The 20,706-nt window shown below is 48.7% G+C and carries 18 protein-coding genes; 6 read left to right on the top strand and 12 right to left on the bottom strand.

The genetic code is table 11. The annotated features are described in order from the left end of the window. Window positions 1-13 precede the first annotated feature (13 nt). A complete protein-coding gene (msrB, locus tag ACJ8W9_RS02625) occupies window positions 14-1,144 on the top strand; it encodes a peptide-methionine (R)-S-oxide reductase MsrB (protein WP_411358354.1) in 1,131 nt (376 codons plus the stop codon). Window positions 1,145-1,163: 19 nt separating this feature from the next. On the opposite strand, the gene ggt is transcribed toward msrB, so the two are convergent. Next, window positions 1,164-2,930, bottom strand: a complete 1,767-nt coding sequence (ggt, locus tag ACJ8W9_RS02620) for a gamma-glutamyltransferase (protein WP_411360279.1) — start codon at window positions 2,928-2,930, stop codon at window positions 1,164-1,166. Between the two features lie 106 nt (window positions 2,931-3,036). On the opposite strand from ggt, the gene ACJ8W9_RS02615 reads away from it, so the two are divergent. Next, window positions 3,037-3,630 (top strand): rhomboid family intramembrane serine protease, encoded by a 594-nt coding sequence (locus ACJ8W9_RS02615; RefSeq protein ID WP_411360277.1) that lies wholly within the window; start codon window positions 3,037-3,039, stop codon window positions 3,628-3,630. A gap of 4 nt (window positions 3,631-3,634) precedes the next feature. Here the strand turns inward: ACJ8W9_RS02615 and ACJ8W9_RS02610 are convergent, their stop codons facing one another. From ACJ8W9_RS02610 to gyrA, 11 genes are all read right to left on the bottom strand, one after another. After that, entirely contained in the window at window positions 3,635-3,940 is a 306-nt protein-coding gene (locus ACJ8W9_RS02610; protein ID WP_411358350.1) for a ComEA family DNA-binding protein, read from the bottom strand. 83 nt (window positions 3,941-4,023) lie between these two features. Beyond that, window positions 4,024-4,722, bottom strand: coding sequence for an orotidine-5'-phosphate decarboxylase (gene pyrF, locus ACJ8W9_RS02605; protein WP_411360275.1), 699 nt, complete (start codon window positions 4,720-4,722; stop codon window positions 4,024-4,026). Then, complete coding sequence (gene lapB / locus ACJ8W9_RS02600) at window positions 4,723-5,880, bottom strand: lipopolysaccharide assembly protein LapB (protein ID WP_411360273.1); 1,158 nt, start codon at window positions 5,878-5,880, stop codon at window positions 4,723-4,725. Next, window positions 5,873-6,136, bottom strand: a complete 264-nt coding sequence (locus ACJ8W9_RS02595) for a LapA family protein (protein ID WP_411360272.1) — start codon at window positions 6,134-6,136, stop codon at window positions 5,873-5,875. The genes lapB and ACJ8W9_RS02595 overlap by 8 nt, the downstream gene beginning before the upstream one ends. A gap of 99 nt (window positions 6,137-6,235) precedes the next feature. Next, window positions 6,236-6,520: an integration host factor subunit beta gene (locus ACJ8W9_RS02590; RefSeq protein ID WP_411358347.1), complete on the bottom strand. Its 285-nt coding sequence runs from the start codon at window positions 6,518-6,520 to the stop codon at window positions 6,236-6,238. A gap of 46 nt (window positions 6,521-6,566) precedes the next feature. Next, the gene (gene rpsA / locus ACJ8W9_RS02585) at window positions 6,567-8,243 is read right to left on the bottom strand and encodes a 30S ribosomal protein S1 (protein ID WP_411358346.1); all 1,677 of its coding nucleotides are present in this window, start codon (window positions 8,241-8,243) and stop codon (window positions 6,567-6,569) included. Window positions 8,244-8,350: 107 nt separating this feature from the next. Further along, entirely contained in the window at window positions 8,351-9,055 is a 705-nt protein-coding gene (gene cmk / locus ACJ8W9_RS02580) for a (d)CMP kinase (protein ID WP_411360269.1), read from the bottom strand. A 96-nt stretch (window positions 9,056-9,151) separates the two neighbouring features. Further along, window positions 9,152-10,435, bottom strand: a complete 1,284-nt coding sequence (aroA, locus tag ACJ8W9_RS02575; RefSeq protein ID WP_411360935.1) for a 3-phosphoshikimate 1-carboxyvinyltransferase — start codon at window positions 10,433-10,435, stop codon at window positions 9,152-9,154. Further along, complete coding sequence (hisC, locus tag ACJ8W9_RS02570; protein WP_411360267.1) at window positions 10,432-11,538, bottom strand: histidinol-phosphate transaminase; 1,107 nt, start codon at window positions 11,536-11,538, stop codon at window positions 10,432-10,434. The genes aroA and hisC overlap by 4 nt, the downstream gene beginning before the upstream one ends. Window positions 11,539-11,559: 21 nt before the next feature. Next, window positions 11,560-12,648, bottom strand: coding sequence for a 3-phosphoserine/phosphohydroxythreonine transaminase (gene serC, locus ACJ8W9_RS02565; protein ID WP_411360265.1), 1,089 nt, complete (start codon window positions 12,646-12,648; stop codon window positions 11,560-11,562). 9 nt (window positions 12,649-12,657) lie between these two features. Next, the gene (gene gyrA, locus ACJ8W9_RS02560) at window positions 12,658-15,300 is read right to left on the bottom strand and encodes a DNA topoisomerase (ATP-hydrolyzing) subunit A (RefSeq protein WP_411358342.1); all 2,643 of its coding nucleotides are present in this window, start codon (window positions 15,298-15,300) and stop codon (window positions 12,658-12,660) included. Between the two features lie 168 nt (window positions 15,301-15,468). Here gyrA and ubiG point away from each other — a divergent pair, with 168 nt between their 5' ends. The 4 genes from ubiG (at window position 15,469) to nrdB (ending at window position 20,704) form a co-directional block, all read left to right on the top strand. After that, on the top strand, window positions 15,469-16,179 hold the full coding sequence (ubiG, locus tag ACJ8W9_RS02555; RefSeq protein ID WP_411358341.1) for a bifunctional 2-polyprenyl-6-hydroxyphenol methylase/3-demethylubiquinol 3-O-methyltransferase UbiG: 711 nt from the start codon (window positions 15,469-15,471) through the stop codon (window positions 16,177-16,179). Beyond that, a complete protein-coding gene (gene gph, locus ACJ8W9_RS02550; protein ID WP_411358340.1) occupies window positions 16,176-16,844 on the top strand; it encodes a phosphoglycolate phosphatase in 669 nt (222 codons plus the stop codon). The genes ubiG and gph overlap by 4 nt, the downstream gene beginning before the upstream one ends. A gap of 371 nt (window positions 16,845-17,215) precedes the next feature. Beyond that, window positions 17,216-19,555 (top strand): class 1a ribonucleoside-diphosphate reductase subunit alpha, encoded by a 2,340-nt coding sequence (gene nrdA, locus ACJ8W9_RS02545; RefSeq protein ID WP_411358339.1) that lies wholly within the window; start codon window positions 17,216-17,218, stop codon window positions 19,553-19,555. A gap of 18 nt (window positions 19,556-19,573) precedes the next feature. Further along, entirely contained in the window at window positions 19,574-20,704 is a 1,131-nt protein-coding gene (nrdB, locus tag ACJ8W9_RS02540) for a class Ia ribonucleoside-diphosphate reductase subunit beta (protein WP_034729642.1), read from the top strand. Window positions 20,705-20,706 lie beyond the last annotated feature (2 nt).

Here is a 20,706-nt window from a genome sequence, read left to right as displayed (position 1 = left end):
AATGGAGGTTGTGATGCGTTTTCTTATTTGGTTAGTTCCGCTAACGGGACTGTTGTTACCACTTTCGGCTGTGGCTGAAGAACGCGTTGCAACCTTTGCCGGTGGCTGTTTTTGGTGTGTGGAGAAAGCCTTTGAAGAGGTGCCTGGGGTGCGTCAAGCCGTATCGGGCTACGCCGGCGGTACCGAAGTTGACCCCAGCTACGAAGAAGTCGCTGGTGGGCGCACCAGTCACACTGAGGCCGTGCAAGTTTATTATGACCCAGAGGTGGTGAGTTACACCGGTCTGTTGCAAGCCTTCTGGCGGATGATGGATCCGACTGACCTAGACGGTCAGTTTGTCGACCGTGGTCAGCAGTACCGCCCTGCTATTTTTTATCACGATGAGCAACAACGCCTGATTGCGGAGCGCGAGAAAGCTGCCCTGCAAGCCAAAAATATTTACGCTGAACCCGTCACTGTGCCCATAGAGCCGTTTACCACTTTTTATAAGGCTGAGGGCTATCATCAGGATTACTATCGCAAGAATCCAGTACGGTATTTCATTTACACCTCTAATTCAGGCCGTTTTCAATTCACCGAGGCGGCTTGGGGCGATGAATACCAAGTTGATTTTACTCAGTTTAAGGATAAGCAGCCCATGACAAACTCGGAGCCAAAAGCAAAGGTAACTGAAGCCAGTTTTAGTAATTTTGAAAAGCCCGCAGAGAGTGAACTCAAAGAACGATTGTCGCCACTACAATTTGCAGTCACACAAAAAGCAAAAACCGAGCGAGCTTTTGCCAATGAATATTGGGATGAGCATCGCGCTGGCATTTATGTCGATATCGTCAGCGGTGAACCGTTATTTTCATCGGCAGATAAATTTGAATCGGGAACCGGCTGGCCAAGTTTTACTAAACCGATCGATGAGGATTTTGTGGTTACCAAAACCGACCGTTCTTGGTTTATGACGCGCACTGAAGTATTAAGTCGCTTTGCCGGCTCACATTTGGGCCATGTTTTCGAAGATGGTCCTGCGCCAACCGGTCTGCGCTACTGTATGAATTCAGCTGCGATGCGCTTTATACCTGTTGAGGAAATGGCGGTAGAGGGTTATGAGGACTACATTCCGTTAGTACAACAATCCGAGGGTAAGCGGGATTAGCGCTTACCCTCCTAAAACTCTAATTACGTTCGCCTAACGCAACACCTTCGCGACGAGGATCCGCCCCACCAAGCAAGGTTCCATCAGCTTCGATGGTGATGCCATGTAAGCCACTGTTAAGCCCTGTCGCACGCGCGTTGTGCCCCTTGCGTTTGAGTTTTGAAACCAGTTCTGCCATCGGCGTGTCTGCCTCCAACGCAGTGTAATTATTAAGGTTGGTGAAATGTGGCTGATCAATGGCTTGTTGCATGTTCATGTTCCAATCAAGCAGGCCCACAAGCGTTTGCGCCACATAGTTGATAATACGTGCGCCGCCGGGTGAACCTACAACATGAATGAGTTGTTCACCGGAACGATCAAAGACCATGGTTGGTGACATCGAGCTGCGCGGACGCTTGCCACCTTCGACGCGGTTTGCCACTAAGGTGCCATTAACTTCAGGTACAATTGAAAAGTCGGTCAACTGATTATTTAGCAAAAAGCCACTTGCCATAACTGCAGAGCCAAAGCCCATTTCAATACTTGTTGTCATCGAAACAGCGTTACCCTGTGCATCAACGATAGAAATGTGGCTGGTGTTTGGAAATTCTGGCGACTGATCATCGGCATAGCTATAACTTGCAAACACACCTGGCTGTGCCTGTTTTAAATCGCTGGTGCCGATCAAGCGCGAACGCTCGGCCAGATAGCTCTTTTCGAGTAGGTTCACCACCGGCACATCAACATAATCGCTGTCGGCAATATAGCGATTGCGGTCAGCAAAAGCTAAGCGCGAAGCTTGCGTGAAGTGATGAACAGTTTCGATACTTTGCGGCTCCCATTGCGCTACTGGGAAGTTTTCTAGTATGCCAAGAATCTGCAACACTGTTAGACCGCCAGAGCTTGGTGGACCCATACCGCAAACTTTGTAGGACCGATAGCCATTACAAACCGGCTCGCGCACTACAGCTTCATAGTTGGCAAGGTCTTCGGTGGTTAACAAACCGGGCGATGCTTCACTGGACTGTACCGCTGCCACGATTTTTTCACCAACCGGACCACGATAAAAAGCATCTGTGCCTTGCTCAGCAATCAAGCGCAGCGCCCACGCTAATTCAGGGTTTTGTTTAAGTTCTCCTGCCTGTAAGGCCTGACCATTAGGATAAAAATAGTCTGCGCCTGCTTGCAGCTTACGTAAACCAGGATTCAAATCCATCTCAAGTAGTTGTTCTAAGCGAGGTGACACCTCGAAGCCTGCTTCGGCGAGCTCAATCGTGCTCGTGAACAGTTCCTGCCATGGCCGCTCACCCCAACGTTTATGTGCGAGTTCGAGACCTTTTAATACACCAGGTGTACCCACAGAGCGACCGCCTACGACCGCATCCCAAAATTGTTCCGGAGGTTGGCCATTGGCATCTAAGAATAAATCCGGACCCGCCGTAGCTGGCGCTTTTTCACGCGCATCAATGGTGTATAAAGTTTGGCTGGCGTTATCCCAGTACAGAATAAAGGCACCCCCACCAATCCCCGATGACTGTGGCTCGGTCAAGGTTAACATGGCCTGAACCGCCACTGCCGCGTCGATCGCATCACCACCATTAGCTAATATTTCACGGCCCGCAGCCGCTGCTTGCGGAGTTGCCGCCGCCACCATATATTCACTGGCACGAACGGCTTGTTTAGCAATGATCCCTGTTGCAGCTTCAGGTTCACGCTTATCACGTTGTTGCTGATCACTTGGTTCACTACCACAAGCACTAAGGAGAGCTGTACTGAGCAGTGCGATTGCCCATGCATTGCGTGTCATATCGGGGTCCTTTACTTCGACTCGGTGTGTTTACAGTATTAGCGTATCGCCCTATCATAATGCTCACGCTCATGAATCACAATGTAGAAACCAATAAGTTAGACCTATGTCGAATCGCTATCAGACACTGATTACCGCCTTGCTACTCGCCATTATTTCAGTATGGGCGTATTTCTATCAGTTTGAAACCACAGGGCTACTGGATCGATTCGACTTTCACTATCCAGTTATCTGGCAAGAACCATGGCGTCTTGTGACCGCACACTTTATGCATTTAAGTCAGCCACATGTACTGGCAAACGTTATTGCATTTGTGTTTATCACTTGGCTGTTTGTTCGTTTTTTTAGTGTGCGCACCTATTTGAACGCGCTGTTGGTGATAACCGTAACAACGAGTGTGCTGGTGTGGTTAAGTGGTTTTGAAGAGCGCTTTGTGGGGCTATCTGCGGTCAATCATGGTTTGTTGGCTATGGGCTTACTGTTGGAGTGGTTTGACCACGAGCAACCGCGCTCGAGTCAGTTGGTAATTGCTGCGGCAGCTATCTTAGTTCTAAAGCTCGTGGTTGAATTGCTCGGTTGGTGGCAAAACACTCTGGTCACAACGACTGACAAAGTTTGGCTACTACATAGCGCCGGAACGTTGAGCGGCATCCTTGCCTGGTGGCTACACCAACGACGTATCGCCAAACTTGCCAGTTGATAGCTTAGAGCTTCATTTTTGCTTTATTGATTTCAAGCATTCGCGGGCCAATTCCTTTGACTTGCATAAGTTGATTGATATCAGTAAAGCCTCCTAACTTTTCACGCAGCGCAATAATCGCCTCGGCTCTTTTCGTACCGACACCCGTCAGTACTGCCGAGAGTTCGGCGACCGATGCAGTATTTAAATTAACAGTGACTTCTTGAATTTGCGCGGCGGTTTGTTGACTCAGGTTCGGTAGGGCGTGTGCTACCGGAAGCGTCGACAGAGCGCCAATAAAAAGACTAAGTACTGCGGTTTTCCGTAACATAACTAAGCTCCTTTAAAATCCTGCATGTGCAGTATTTGAAGCTTAGCTGGCGACACCATAAAGCGATAGTGTCGCCGCTCGGATTAAGTTGTAAGAGAAGCTTGAATAGCAGCGAGCGCAGCAGCTGGATCAGGTGCTTGCGTAATCGGACGACCAATGACAAGTACTTGAATCCCCTGCTGTGCTGCTTGTTCGGGAGTCATCACGCGGCGTTGGTCACCTTGCTCACTACCGCTTGGCCGGATGCCCGGTGTCACTAAGACGAAATCTTTGCCGCACGTCTGCTGAATCATTGCGGCTTCTTGCGCTGAACAAACCACACCATCAAGACCTGCTGTTTGGGTCATTTTTGCAAGGTGTAAGACATGTTCTGCCGGCGTTACAGTAATCCCTACTTCGGCTAAATCTTCCGCACTCATGCTAGTAAGCACAGTTACCGCAATCAATAACGGCGGATGCTCTAAATCGCTCAACGCTTGTTTTGCTGCTTCCAACATGCGACGACCACCGCTAGCGTGAACGTTAACCATCCATACGCCGAGCTCAGCAGCTGCACGTACAGCTTTTGCCACAGTGTTCGGAATGTCATGGAATTTCAAATCCAAAAAGACTTTAAAGCCTAAGCCAATGACTTCACGAACAAACTCTGGGCCCGCTGCGGTAAACAGCTCTTTGCCAATTTTCAAACCACACTGTTGCGGGTCTAATTGGTGAATCAATGGCCAAGCGTGCGCGGCGTCAGGGTAATCAAGGGCCACAAAAATAATCGATGACTGCTTCATTTAATCTCCATCGAGTCCGGTTATCGGTTTAATTTCACCCCAAGTACGGCATGACGGGCAATGCCAATACAACGTTGAACCAGCAAAGCCACAATGGCGACAGCGATACTTCGGACGCTGTTGCATCTGCTGCTGAACCAACCGTTGCAGCATCAACAGACTGTCGCGAGCTTTACCTACATCAGCCGCTCGAATATGAAAGTCCATCAATTTATGAAAGCCTTTCATCGTTGGGTTTCTCAATAGCGCCGCCTGCATAAAGCGTTCTGCTTCTTCAATGGTACCAGCGGCGGCAATAGCTTCAGACAACAGCATGGCAGCTGAAGTTGAATTGGCCTCACTCACACACTGGTGTAAATACTGTACAAAACCAGCCTCGTCGCCTTGCGCTTTATAACATGCTTGCAGTGTCGGCAAAGCTTCAGAAATAAAGGCTGGATCAGCGTCCTTAATGGTTTTCAAGATGCGTTGCGCTTTCTCGTAGTCGCCCTGCTCAAACCACATACGCCCTAATGACAGCGCCGCTCGAATATTATCAGGGTCATGTTTACGTGCTTTTTGATAGAACTTTTCTGTGGTTGTCGGATCATCTTGTAAACTCGCCAGTTCACAATACAGCTGCGCAACTACAGGCTGGGCATGAGCGTCGATACGGGCTAACTTAAGTGCTACTTTTATCGCTTTATCCCACTCATGGGTCGCTTCATATAACTCTAATAAATGGCGCTGACAGGGTTCGGCAAACTCTTTATCAGTTTGCAAAGCTAACAACATTTCTTCAGCTCGGTCGAAAATCCCCGCAGCGAGATAATCCAACCCCAATTCAAACATCGCGTGTCGACGCTGTTGTTCACTGATGGCAGGCCGTGATGTCAGGTTTTGGTGAATTTTAATCGCCCGATCAAATTCGCCACGGCGGCGAAATAACTTCCCAAGCGCCCAATGCGTTTCGAGCGTATCGGAATCAACGTCTAATAGTTGAATAAAGAGGTCAACCGCCTTATCAGGCTGATCAGACAGCAGTAAATTTAAACCCGTAACATATTGCTTTGAAAACTCTTCCTGTTCACGCCGATCTTCATTACGGACGCTATTACGCCCCATAAACCAGCCATAAGCAGCGGCAACCGGCAATAATAGGAACAACAACTCAAGCATTAGGCGTTTCTCGTGCGCTTAGCTCTTTACGTAGTTTACGGTTCTCCGCTCGCAAACTTAGTTGTTTTCCAAGCATACTTAGGAGGCCGAGTAGAAAACCGATGAAAATAAATAAACCGGTAAGAACAGCGACTGGAAGTGTGACTTCGCCAATCAGAAAATCAAACGGAATCGCTTGCTTGTTCAAGGCACCGAAGGCTACGGCGATGAGAAAAAGAATCAGTAAAGGGAGACCAATCAATAAGAATCGCAACATCGCATTTCCTTTTTGCTGTTCGTATGCGTAGCTATAAAAAAACGGCATGCCATAACTATAGCATGCCGTTTTGCTTAACTCGACGCGAAAATCGTTCCGTTAACTTAGGTTGTCCACGCGCTCACGTAGTTCTTTACCAGGTTTGAAATGCGGCACATGTTTGCCTTCAAGTTCAACCTTTTCACCTGTCTTCGGATTACGACCTACACGTGGTGCCCGATAGTGCAGTGAAAAACTTCCAAACCCGCGGATTTCGATACGATCTCCGCTGGCCAATTGCTGGGCCATTTGTTCGATAAGTTCTTTCACCGCATCCTCAACTTGACGCGGAGAAAGCTCTGGATACAACTTCGCTAACTGTAAAATTAGCTCCGATTTTGTCATCTTAAGCTCCTCTTTGTTGCGTCGCTACCGAGCACACTAACAGTTCTTAGTCGTCGTTTTTAGCCGCTTTGAAGGCTTCTGCCATCGCGTTGCTGAAGTCAGCTTCATCTTGCTGCTTGTTCACGCTTTCGATAGCTTCTTTCTCTTCAACTTCGTCTTTAGCACGAATCGACAAGCTCAACGTACGATTCTTACGGTCAACGCCCATGAAGCGTGCTTCAACTTCGTCACCTACGTTCAGAACAGTTGTTGCATCTTCAATGCGATCGCGTGAGATATCAGCTACACGAACGTAGCCTTCTACGCTGTCAGCCAGTTCAACTTTAGCGCCCTTGGCATCAACTTCGATGACCTTACCAGTAACAATAGCACCTTTTTTGTTAGCTGCTAGGTAATTGTTGAACGGATCTTCTTCAAGTTGTTTAACGCCTAAAGAGATGCGCTCACGCTCGGCATCGACTTGCAGAACCACAGCAGTGATTTCTTCGCCTTTCTTGAAGTCACGTACCGCTTCTTCACCTGGAGCATTCCAGCTAAGATCTGACAAGTGAACCAAACCATCAATACCGCCATCAAGACCGATGAAGATACCGAAGTCAGTGATTGACTTGATCTTACCTGATACTTTTTCACCTTTGTTGAAGTTCTTCGCGAACTCTTCCCAAGGGTTAGGTTTGCACTGTTTCAGGCCAAGTGAAATGCGACGACGTTCTTCGTCAATTTCAAGAACCATAACTTCAACCACGTCATCCAAGTTAACAACTTTAGATGGGTGAACGTTCTTGTTGGTCCAATCCATTTCAGATACGTGTACCAAACCTTCAACGCCTTCTTCGATTTCAACGAAGCAGCCGTAATCAGTTAAGTTAGTTACACGACCTTGCAGGCGGTGACCTTCAGGGTAACGCGCTGCGATATCTGACCATGGATCTTCGCCTAGCTGTTTCAAGCCAAGAGAAACACGCGTACGGTCACGGTCAAACTTCAATACTTTAACGTTGATTTCGTCACCAACATTAACGACTTCGCTAGGATGCTTCACGCGCTTCCAAGCCATGTCAGTGATGTGCAATAGACCGTCTACGCCGCCCAAGTCAACGAACGCGCCGTAGTCAGTAAGGTTCTTAACGATACCCTTAACTTCTTGGCCTTCTTGCAAGTTCTCAAGCAATTCTTCGCGCTCTGCACTGTTTTCAGTTTCGATAACAGCACGACGTGAAACCACAACGTTGTTGCGCTTCTGGTCAAGCTTGATAACTTTGAATTCGAGATCTTTGTTTTCTAGGTGCGTCGTTTCACGAACTGGACGAACGTCTACCAATGAACCTGGTAAGAACGCACGTACGCCACCTAAATCAACTGTGAAACCGCCTTTAACTTTACCGCTAATGATACCGGTAACAGTTTCTTGGTCTTCGTACGCTTTTTCGAGCACCAACCAAGCTTCGTGACGCTTCGCTTTCTCACGAGAAAGGATGGTCTCACCAAAGCCGTCTTCAACTGCGTCAAGCGCTACGTCAACTTCGTCACCGACGTTGATTTCGATTTCACCTTCAGCGTTACGGAATTGCTCGACTGGAATTGCGCTTTCAGATTTCAGGCCGGCGTCAACCAATACTACGTCACGGTTAATCGCAACTACAGTACCTTTAACAATCGAACCTGGGCGGGTTTCTACCTCTTTGAGGCTTTCTTCAAACAGCTGTGCAAAATTTTCTGTCATATGAGTTAACTTACTTCAGTTAAGTACATCCACCAAACTTCCCGTGAGATGGGGTTGTGAATATTCATCTGCAAGCATCCTTACTGCAGACCGCTAAGCTAGCAAACTTAAGTGTTTGCTTTCTCAGAATGAGTTAGCTTGCCGTGGGCAAACCGTAGAATCTGGTCAACGACTTCGTCAATGGCCAAATCTGTTGAATCTAGTACCAGCGCATCTGCGGCTGGTTTCATCGGCGCTACCGCACGATTTGCATCGCGTTCATCACGTTCTTCGATTTCGGCGATTAATTGGTCGATTTTAGCAGTAAAACCCTTCTCGAGCAATTGTTTGTAGCGGCGTTGCGCGCGTTCTTCCGCACTTGCCGTTAAAAATACTTTTACTGCTGCCGACGGAAACACCACTGTGCCCATATCACGGCCATCAGCAATCAACCCTGGGAGCTCACGAAAAGCGCGTTGGCGGCGCAACAAAGCTTCGCGAACCCGCGGTAAAGCGGCGATTTTTGACGCCATATTGCCCACCTCTTCGGTGCGAATCGTCATAGTGACGTCTTCCCCTTCGAGAATGATATGGGTCAGTTGTTGTTCCTGTTCTACCTCGAACTTAACATCGAGGTTCTGGGCCAGTGCTACCAGGCTTTCTTCGTCTTCTGCAGAAAAGTCGTGATGAATTGCTGCTAACGCAAGCACGCGATAAATAGCACCGCTATCAAGTAAATGCCAGCCTAGGTTTTCTGCCAAAATGCGACTGACAGTACCTTTGCCAGCTCCGCCTGGGCCATCAATAGTGATCACAGGAATCGTTTCGGTCATAGCATCCTCTAGCCAATAAAAGCGCCGCAATTATACGGATCTGGCAGAAAATTGCATCTTTATTGGATGAATGTTTGACGAAGTGTTACTGACAATTCAGCGACAGAGCTGTTGCAGCACTGTGAAATACTCCGGATAGGTTTTCGCACAACAGTCTGGATCTTCGATGCTGACTCCAGTTTCCGTGAAAGCCAGCAATGAAAAACACATGGCCATGCGGTGGTCATCGTAGGTCGCAATCTGCGCATGCTGCAGCTGCTGTGGCGGATCGATGATAAGATAGTCTTCGCCCTCTTCGACCTTGGCGCCGGTTTTTCTCAGCTCCGTTGCCATCGCGTGTAAGCGATCGGTTTCTTTGATGCGCCAGTTCGCCACGTTACGGATACAGGTTCGACCTTGCGCGAATAACGCCAATGGCGCGAAGGTCATGGCAGCATCAGGAATTGCATTAAAGTCGGCATCGATACCTTGTAATTTCCCGCCCGCAACGATTGCATATTCGTCATGTAAGGTCACTTCGCCGCCCATCTGGCGCAGAAAATCGATAAATTCGATATCGCCCTGAATACTATTTTTGCCGATACCGTTGATGCGCAGTGGACCGCCGCCGAGCACGCCAGCCGCAAGCCAATAACTCGCTGCACTCGCATCCCCCTCGATCCAATAGCGCCCAGGTGAGCGGTAGAGCTGTCCGCCTTTAATGCTAAAGCTATGCCGCCCGTGGACTTGGATGTCGATACCAAAACTCGCCAGCATTGCTAGGGTAAGTTCAATATACGGCCATGAAACCACCTCACCGACCAGCTCTAGCGTAGAATCCTGCTGACACAGTGGTAACGCCATTAACAACGCCGAGATGTACTGACTGGATGCGCTGCCGTTCACCTGAACCTTACCGCCAACTAAGCGGGCTTCGATGGTCAACGGTGGAAATCCAGCTTGTTGTTCATAACGAATTTGCGCGCCGCCGGATTGCAGCGCACTGACCAGATCACCAATGGGCCGTTCTTGCATACGTGCATCGCCCGTAAGCCGCACGGGTTCAGCCAAAGTCGCAGCCAACACTGCCGTCAATGGCCGCATGGCTGTGCCTGCATTGCCTAAGTACAACTCTTGCGGATGCTGCGACCACATCCCGCCGTTGCCTTTCACTTGCAGGGTTTCGCGATCGTTCTCTGTAATTTCAACGCCGAGCGCACTCAATGCCTCCAGCATACGGGCAGTGTCATCACTGCGCAGCATGTGCGTCAACTGAGTGACTTGACCTTGTTCACACAAAGCTGCCATCAGTAAGGCGCGATTCGCAATACTCTTTGAGCCCGGCAAATCGACCGTACCAGCGCACTGTTTAAAGCCTTTCAGCGAGAGAACTTGCATCAGCCGGCGATTATCTTTTGCATGGCTTGAATGAAGGCTTCGTTTTCTTCTGGTAAGCCAATACTGACGCGCAAGTGACGTGGCAATTCATAGCCTGCCACCGGTCGAACGATGATACCGGCATGCAGTAATTGCTGATAAACTTCACTGGCATTAGCACCCACCTCAATCGTCAAAAAGTTACCGCGGCTGGGAATATATGCGAGCCCTTGTTGTTGGCAAAATTCGATCAATTGCTGCATTCCTGCTTCGTTCACCGCAACGGATTGTTGGAGGTAATCGTCATCATCAAGCGCAACTTCGGCGGCGCGTAAACTCAGGCTATTCATATTGAATGGCTGGCGGGCGCGATTCATTAAATCAGCAATCGCTGGGTGAGAGACCATGTAGCCAGCACGCAAACCGGCGAGCCCATAAGCTTTCGAAAAAGTGCGGCTGACCACTAGGTTAGGATACTGCTGCACCCATTCGAACGATGGCGCACGTTCTGCTTCCGCCACATATTCAGAGTAAGCTTCGTCGAGCACGACCAGAACGTTTTCTGGCACTTTGGCCAAAAACGCGGCAATCGCCTCAGTGGTTAAAAAAGTACCCGTTGGATTGTTTGGGTTGGCAATAAATATCATCCGCGTTTTCGCAGTAATAGCTGCCAACATTGCGTCTAAATCATGGCCATAATCCTTCGCCGGAACCGCGACTCCTTTGGCGCCAATCGCTTGGGTCACCAGTGGATACACAACAAACGCGTGTTGCGAGTAAATGACTTCATGTTCAGCGTTTACAAAAGTCCGAGCAATTAGCTCCAATACATCATTCGAGCCGTTGCCAAGGGTGATCTGCGCCGTATCAAGGGCAAACTTTTTCGCCAGTTTACTCTTCAGGTAAAAGCCGTTTGCGTCAGGATAGCGAGCTAATCCCGCCAGCGTGTCTTGTAACGCAGCGCGAACCTTCGAGCTCAATCCTAATGGATTTTCGTTGGATGCAAGCTTAATTATGTCACGAATACCAAGCTCGCGTTCAAGCTCTTCAATTGGCTTACCGGCTTGATAAGGTTGTAAATTTCGCACGCCGACATTGGCGAGTTGCATCGGGTCAAATGTTGTCATAACGGATTTCTTCACTTGTTGTTACGCATGTTTTTGTTCGAATTCCTGCATAAAGCTCACCAGCGCTTGCACACCTTCTAGCGGCATGGCGTTGTAGATGCTAGCACGCATACCACCGACAAATCGGTGACCTTTCAAACCCAGCAAACCTTGCGCTTCGGCGAGTTGCAAGAACTTACCATCTAAGGCGCTGTCCGCAAGCAAGAATGGTACGTTCATTTTGGAACGATAGTCAGGGTGAACAGGGTTTGAATAAAATGCTGAACTGTCAATGTAACGGTACAATAGATCAGCCTTTTGTTGGTTGATCGCGCCCATTGCAGCTACGCCGCCCTGCTCCTTCAGCCATTCAAACACCAACCCAGACAGATACCAGGCCCAAGTGTTGGGGGTGTTATACATTGAGCGGTCTTGCGCTTGGACGGTGTAGTCCATAATGGTCGAAGTGTTGCCCTGAGCATGTCCCAACAAATCATCGCGTACAATCGCAATGGCAAAACCCGATGGACCAATATTCTTCTGTGCACCAGCATAAATAATACCGAACTGCTCGACAGCCAGGGGTTCTGACAGAATCGTTGACGACATATCAGCAACTAATGGTGCTTTAATATGACTGGGAATTTGATGTAAAGCTAAACCGTCGACCGTTTCATTCGGGCAATAGTGGAAATAAGCTGCGTCTTCGCTGACCTGCCAACTATCAACTGGGGCTATCGCACGACCTTGTTCGGTATCGATAACGCCAGCCACCACGTTCACCTTGGCGACATATTTTTGCGCTTCACGAATGGCAAAATCTGACCAGATACCACAATTTAGATAATCGACTGTGGCATTTGGTGCGGCAATATTCTGTGGCACCGCGGAGAACTGCCCGCGGCCACCACCATGCATAAACAAGACTTGGTAATTTTGCGGAATCGCCATTAAATCACGCAAGTCTTGCTCGGCCTGAAAGGCCATTTGCATAAAGGCCGGATCACGGTGACTGATTTCCATCACCGATATTCCCGAGCCCCGCCAACTTCTCAATTCTTCTTGCGCACGTTCAAGTACTGCACGCGGTAACATCGCTGGACCAGCGGAAAAATTAAACGGGGCTGTCATGTGCCTTACTTACTCCTCAACTGTACCTTCGTCATCGGCGTTGCTGTTCACGTGATTATCAACATCGCCGTCAATCTCTCCGTCAACAAGAACGTCGTCTAACTCTTCGTGCTCATCGATATCGTCGATGCGTTGCATACCGACCACTTTCTCGTCGCTACCGGTACGGATCAAGCGCACACCCTGCGTATTACGACCGACAATAGAGACTTCGTTGACGCGGGTACGCACCAAAGTGCCCTTATTACTGATGAGCATGATTTGGTTGCTATCAACGACTTCCATCGAACCGACCACAGAGCCATTACGCTCACTCACTTTGATCGATACCACACCCTTAGTGGCACGGCTCTTCGCTGGATAATCGGTGATCGGCGTGCGTTTACCGTAACCGTTTTCTGTGACGGTGAGCACACAAGGTACTTCTTCATCAATTTGTCGCGGCACAATCAACGACACCACGCGTTGCCCTTCTTCTAAGCGAATACCACGGACACCGGTGGCTGTACGGCCCATCGAGCGTACTTGATCTTCACTGAAGCGCACCACTTTACCAGCATCTGAGAACAGCATGACTTCATCACCCGCAGAGGTCATATCCACCCCAATCAGCTCGTCACCGTCGTTGAGATTCAGGGCAATGATGCCGCCGTTACGCGGACGCGAGTAATCAACCATAGGCGTTTTCTTCACCGTACCGTTTTTCGTCGCCATCAAGATAAATTTATCTTCTGGGTAGTCACGGGTCGGTAAGATAGCGGTGATACGCTCGTCAGCCTCTAGCGGTAACAGGTTCACAATAGGACGTCCACGCGCAGTTCGCGTTGCTAACGGCAATTGATACACCTTCATCCAATAAATGCGACCACGCGTTGAGAAACACAGAATGGTATCGTGCGTATTCGCAACCCACAGCCGTTCGATGAAGTCTTCATCTTTCATCTTCGTGGCCGACTTGCCTTTGCCACCACGGCGTTGCGCTTCGTACTCGGTCAATGGTTGATACTTAACGTAACCATGATGTGACAAAGTCACCACCACGTCTTCTTCGTTAATCAAATCTTCCATTGAGATATCGTGGGCAGCAGCTGTGATTTCAGTGCGGCGCTCATCACCGTATTCGGCTTTGATTTTTTCCAGCTCTTCGCGAATGACTTCCATCAAACGTTCAGAACTGTTCAAGATGAGCAATAACTCTTCAATTTGGCTGAGCAGGGTCTTGTATTCATCAAGAATCTTCTCATGCTCCAAGCCGGTAAGCTTGTGCAAACGCAAATCAAGAATAGCTTGTGCTTGTTCTTCCGTCAGATGGTACTGGCCGTCACGGATGCCGTAGTGTTCATCTAAGTGATCAGGACGTGCCGCATCAACACCCGCGCGTTCCAGCATCGCTGCGACATCGCCGAGTACCCATGCCCGGCTGATCAAGCCAGCTTTAGCTTCGGCCGCGGTTTGCGAACGACGAATAAGTTCAATCACTTCATCGATATTGGCCAGCGCAATGGCAAGACCTTCAAGAATGTGAGCACGTTCACGCGCTTTGCGCAGTTCATAAACAGAGCGGCGCGTGACCACTTCACGACGGTGCAAGATAAAGCAATCGAGCATGTCGCGCAGGTTGAACAAGCGGGGCTGGTTTTTGTCCAGCGCCACCATATTGATACCGAACACCACTTGCATCTGGGTATTCGCATACAAGTGGTTCAACACCACTTCGCCAACTTCACCGCGCTTTAATTCGATAACAATGCGCATACCGTCTTTATCAGACTCGTCGCGCAACGCGCTAATGCCCTCAAGACGTTTTTCTTTAACCAGTTCAGCGATTTTTTCGATGAGCTTGGCTTTATTTACTTGGTACGGAATTTCATTGACGATAATAGTCTCACGACCATTACTGTCAGCTTCAATTTCTGCTTTCGCGCGTAAATGAATACGCCCACGGCCTGTTTTATAGGCCTCGATGATACCGGAACGCCCTGAAATGCTTGCCGCAGTCGGAAAGTCTGGCCCCGGAATGTGCTCCATCAGTTCTTCAACTTGGATATCCGGGTTGTCGATCATAGCTAAACAGCCATTCACCACTTCGGTTAAGTTGTGTGGCGGAATATTGGTCGCCATACCCACAGCGATACCCGACGAACCATTCACTAATAGGTTGGGTACGCGCGTTGGCAATACATCTGGAATTTGTTCAGTGCCGTCGTAGTTTGGCACAAAGTCGACCGTTTCTTTGTCAAGGTCTGAGAGTAATTCGCCAGCGATTTTAGCCATACGAATTTCGGTGTAACGCATTGCTGCTGCAGAGTCGCCGTCCACCGAACCGAAGTTACCTTGACCATCGACCAGCATGTAGCGCAGCGAGAACGGTTGCGCCATACGAACGATAGTGTCATAGACAGCAATATCACCGTGTGGGTGATATTTACCGATTACGTCACCGACGATACGCGCCGACTTTTTATATGGTTTATTGAAATCATTGCGCAATTCATTCATCGCGAATAACACGCGACGATGCACAGGTTTTAAGCCGTCACGAACATCGGGTAACGCACGCCCGACGATAACGCTCATTGCGTAATCGAGATAAGAGCTTTTCAGCTCATCTTCAATATTGACTGGAACGACTTCTCTGGCGAGATCACTCATAGTTATATCCCTAAACGATCTGTCTTTCTTATAATTGTCTGAGTGGCACCATTGTACCCTTAGCGCTACGCCCTCGCATCCTTTTTTCCGCCGCTTTTACGCGGCTGCTTTTTTTATCAGCGTAGCTTGAGTACACTGTACCGAGTTTTTCCGCCGAGCAGAAGTACCATGCAGCAAACTAATAATGTAGATCCACAAGAAATCGAGAAATTCAGTGCCCTTGCCGCCCGTTGGTGGGACCCAGAAGGCGAGTTCAAACCCTTGCACCAAATCAACCCGTTGCGACTTGATTTTATTCAGCGCCAAGCCGACGGTGTCTTTGGCAAACAAACCCTGGATATCGGCTGTGGCGGTGGACTGGTCACCGAAGAACTAGCCAAGGCTGGCGCCGCGGTTACTGGCATTGACCTCGCAGAGAAATCGCTGAAGGTCGCGCGGTTGCATGCGCTCGAGAGTGGTCTGAAAATCGATTATCAGTGTATCGCTGCAGAAACTTTTGCCGAGCAACATGCGGGACAATTTGATCTCGTCACCTGCCTAGAAATGCTTGAACACGTGCCCGACCCCGAGAGCATTGTTCAGGCCGCTGCAAAATGCGTTAAGCCAGGCGGTACAATAGTATTCTCTACGCTTAATCGTAATCTCAAGTCATGGTTACTCGGGATTGTTGCCGCTGAATATGTATTGCGCTGGGTGCCCAAAGGCACGCACGAGCATGCGAAGTTCATTCAGCCCGCTGAACTTTTGCGCATGACTGATGCAGTCGGTGCCAAACCTCTAGCGATCACTGGTATTCACTATCTACCCTGGCGTGGATTTTACCTCGACCACACCAATGTTGATGTGAACTACATTGTTGCGCTGCGGATGCCAGCATGAGCAACGCCCAGATGACACAAGTCAAAGCAGTATTGTTTGATCTCGACGGTACTCTATTAGATACCGCGCCTGATATGGGGGCGGCACTGAATGCTGTGCTCCGAGAAGAAGGACGCCCTCCGGTTGGCCCAGAAGTAGCCAAGAGTTTTTCTTCGCACGGTTCTCGTGGTCTGCTTGAATACGCTTATGCGGCGGAGTTTCATGCAAGACGTGAAGAATTACGTGACAAATTTTTACGCTACTACGCTGCTAACATTGCCGCTGACACACAACTCTATAGCGGTATTTCGGAGCTTTTAGCGCAGTTATCTGCCAATGGCATCGCCACCGCCATCGTCACCAACAAACCGCAAGCGATGACCGAGCAACTGATTCCCTACTTTCCTGAGTTAGCCGCTTTACCGGTGCGCGTAAGCGGTGACACTTTGGCCGTCGCCAAGCCACACCCCGATCCAATCTTGTATGCCGCAGAGCAGTTGGCAATTGATCCTGTGCATTGTTGGTATGTTGGCGATGCGGAACGGGATATTCAGGCTGGCCGCGCGGCTGGCATGAAAACCGTGCTAGCGCGCTATGGTTATATAGCTGCAAATGAGCAACCAGAACAATGGGGTGCAGACTACAGTATCGAGCATCCATTGCAACTGCTTGAATTATTAAGCTAACACTACATCTAGTGCCTTTAATTTTAGGGTTACACTAGATGTTGTGAAAGCCCATTCAAAGCCTCTTAGATTTTTGCTGCATTAAACAGGTATTTTAAAGAGCAAAATATTATTTAAAAAAAAATTTGTACCGCTTGCTTTTTCTAAGTCGCTAGTGGGACAAGGCTTTTAGCTTTGTCGACCCTCATGAGTCGTTCAACTGCCACAAAGTTTTCATCTCTTCGCGCTTGATCAACGTACGATAAGTGCTAGCATACAAACAATCTTACCAACCCAAGATATTGTGTAGTTTTCGCGCAGAAAACCCTATCAACACCCATATCTTGTGGTGCCATATAAAAAACAAAACGACAAATGGATGGGTGCGCCGCATGAATCAAAAGCTCTTCGTAACGAAACGTAGTGGTGAACGTGAACCGCTCGATCTCGATAAAATCCATCGTGTAATAAGCTGGGCTTCAGAAGGTTTGGATAACGTTTCCGTCTCGGAAGTTGAAATTCGCTCACGAATTCAGTTCTACGACGGCATCAAGACGGAAGATATCCACGAAACTATCATCAAAGCTGCGGCGGATCTCATCTCAGAAGACGCACCAGATTACCAATATTTGGCTGCGCGTCTCGCTATCTTCCATCTGCGTAAACTTGCTTATGGTCAATTTGAGCCGCCTCACCTTTATGACCAAGTGAAAAGCATGGTTGCAGCAGGCCGTTACGACAAGCATCTACTCGATGATTACACGGCGGAAGAATTCGAAGAGATGAATAGCTTCATCGATCACGGTCGTGATTTAAACTTCTCGTACGCAGCAGTGAAACAGCTTGAAGGTAAATACTTGGTGCAAAACCGTGTTACCGGCGAGATCTTCGAAAGTGCACAGTTCTTGTACGTGTTGGTTGCTGCGTGTTTGTTTGGCAACTATCCACGTGAAACACGCATGGACTACGTGAAGCGTTTTTACGATGCGACCTCATTGTTCAAGATCTCATTGCCAACACCGATCATGTCAGGCGTGCGTACCCCTACTCGGCAGTTTAGTTCATGTGTTTTGATCGAAGCTGGCGATAGTCTTGACTCTATCAACGCCACAGCAAGTGCCATTGTTAAATATGTATCACAACGCGCAGGTATTGGTATCAACGCAGGTCGCATCCGTGCTCTGGGTAGCCCAATTCGCGGCGGTGAAGCTTTCCACACCGGCTGTATTCCGTTCTACAAATATTTCCAAACAGCAGTCAAAAGCTGTTCACAAGGTGGTGTGCGCGGCGGCGCGGCGACTCTGTTCTACCCGCTTTGGCACCTTGAAGTTGAAAGCCTACTGGTACTGAAGAACAACCGCGGTGTTGAAGAGAACCGTGTCCGTCACCTTGATTACGGTGTGCAGTTTAATCGCTTGATGTATCAGCGTTTGGTCAAAGATGACTTTATAACGTTGTTTAGTCCGTCAGACGTACCAGGTCTCTACGACGCTTTCTTTGCGGATCAAGCAGAGTTTGAGCGGTTGTATGTGCAGTATGAAAACGACGACTCAATTCGTAAAAAACGTATCAAAGCAATCGAACTATTCAGTCTGTTTATGCAAGAACGTGCAAGCACTGGCCGGATTTACCTCCAAAACGTGGACCACTGTAACACCCACAGCCCGTTTGATGCCAAGGTCGCACCGATCCGTCAAAGTAACTTGTGCCTTGAAATTGCGCTGCCAACCAAGCCACTTGCACACGTCAACGACGAAGAAGGTGAAATTGCACTCTGTACACTATCCGCCTTTAACCTTGGCGCGATTGACAAGCTTGAAGATTTAGAAGAAATGGCAGATCTCGCCGTGCGCGCGCTAGATAGCTTATTAGACTACCAAGAATACCCTGTACCGGCCGCACGCAACGCCACCATGGGCCGTCGTACGTTGGGGATTGGTGTTATCAACTTCGCGTATTACCTTGCGAAAAACGGTGTGCGTTATTCTGACGGTTCAGCAAATGGTCTGGTGCACCGCACCTTCGAAGCCATTCAGTATTACCTGATGAAAGCATCGATGCAGCTCGCTCGTGAACTGGGTGCGTGCCCGAAATTTAATGAAACCACGTACTCACAAGGCGTCATGCCGACCGACACCTATAAAAAGGATTTGGATGCCGTCTGCAATGAGCCGTTGCACCTCGATTGGGATCAATTGCGTGCCGACATCAAAGAATACGGCATGCGCAACTCAACCTTGTCGGCGTTGATGCCTTCGGAAACATCGTCACAGATATCGAATGCGACCAATGGTATTGAACCACCGCGCGGTCATATCAGTATAAAAGCATCGAAGGACGGCGTAACGAAACAGGTCGTTCCTGACTACGAAAACCTCAAAGATGCTTACGAGTTGTTGTGGACGATTCCAAACAACAAAGGCTACTTAGAACTGGTAGGAATCATGCAGAAGTTCGTGGACCAGACAATTTCTGCCAACACCAACTACGACCCAAGCAAATTTGAAGCCGGCAAAGTGCCGATGAAGCAGTTGCTCCAAGACCTGCTCTATGCATACAAGCTGGGTGTAAAAACATTGTATTACCACAACACGCGCGATGGCGCTTCTGACAACCAAGTCGATTTACGCGACAAAGTTGACGCCAAACAACGTGAACAAGAAAATCAGCAGGCAACTGTAGCAATCACAGAAGATGACGACGATTGCGCCGGTGGTGCGTGTAAAATCTAAACTAAAGGCACGAAAGCTATGAGTTATTCAACCTTTAACAAGAATCAGATTAATCCGTTGCACGAACCTATGTTCTTCGGCAATTCGGTCAACGTGGCGCGTTACGATCAGCAAAAACACAATGTGTTTGAGAAGCTCATCGAGAAACAGATCAGCTTCTTCTGGCGCCCAGAGGAAGTTGATGTAAGCCGAGACCGCGTTGACTTTCAGAATCTGACCGATAGTGAAAAGCATATTTTTATTTCGAATTTGAAGTATCAGACATTGCTTGACTCGGTGCAGGGCCGTAGTCCGAATATTGCCCTGCTCCCGATCGTTTCAATTCCGGAATTAGAAACCTGGATTGAGACTTGGTCATTCTTCGAAACCATTCACTCGCGCTCGTACACGCACATTTTGCGTAATTTGTTTACCGATCCGAGCCAAGTTTTCGAAGATATCGTCATCAATGAAGAGATCCAAAAGCGTGCAATTGATATTTCACAATATTACGACGACCTAATCTTCTACACCCAGTTATGGCAAACCCATGGCGAAGGTGACGTTGAAATTGATGGTGAGACCCATACAGTCACCATGCGTGAGTTGAAGAAGAAACTCTTCCTCTGTATTAACTCAGTCAACGCGTTGGAAGCGATTCGTTTCTACGTGAGTTTCGCATGTACCTTTGCCTTCGCTGAGCGAGATCTTATGGAGGGTAACTCTAAGATCATTCGCTTGATTGCTCGTGATGAGAACTTGCACTTAGTCTCTACGCAAAACATTTTGAATCTCTGGCAATACGGCAAAGACGATCCAGAAATGAAGGAAATTGCGGAAGAACTACGCGAAGAAGCACTTGCCATTTTCATGAAAGCGGTCGAGCAAGAAAAGGAATGGGCACACTATCTCTTCCGTCATGGCTCTATGATCGGTTTGAATGAAGAAATCTTATGCCAATATGTTGAGTACATTGCCAACATGCGAATGGAAGCGATTGGCTTTGACGCCCCCTTCAAACAACGTAGTAACCCACTGCCATGGATGAACAAATACTTGGTCTCTGACAACGTGCAAGTGGCGCCGCAAGAAGCTGAAATCAGTTCTTATTTGGTCGGCCAAATCGATAGTGCGGTAAGTGCTTCCGATTTAGGAGACTTTGAGCTGTAAGC

The organism is Pseudidiomarina salilacus (genome assembly GCF_047323925.1).
GTDB classification, from domain to species: domain Bacteria; phylum Pseudomonadota; class Gammaproteobacteria; order Enterobacterales; family Alteromonadaceae; genus Pseudidiomarina; species Pseudidiomarina salilacus.
Note: the sequence above shows the minus strand (reverse complement) of the source record. Positions and strands in the feature narration are given on the sequence as shown.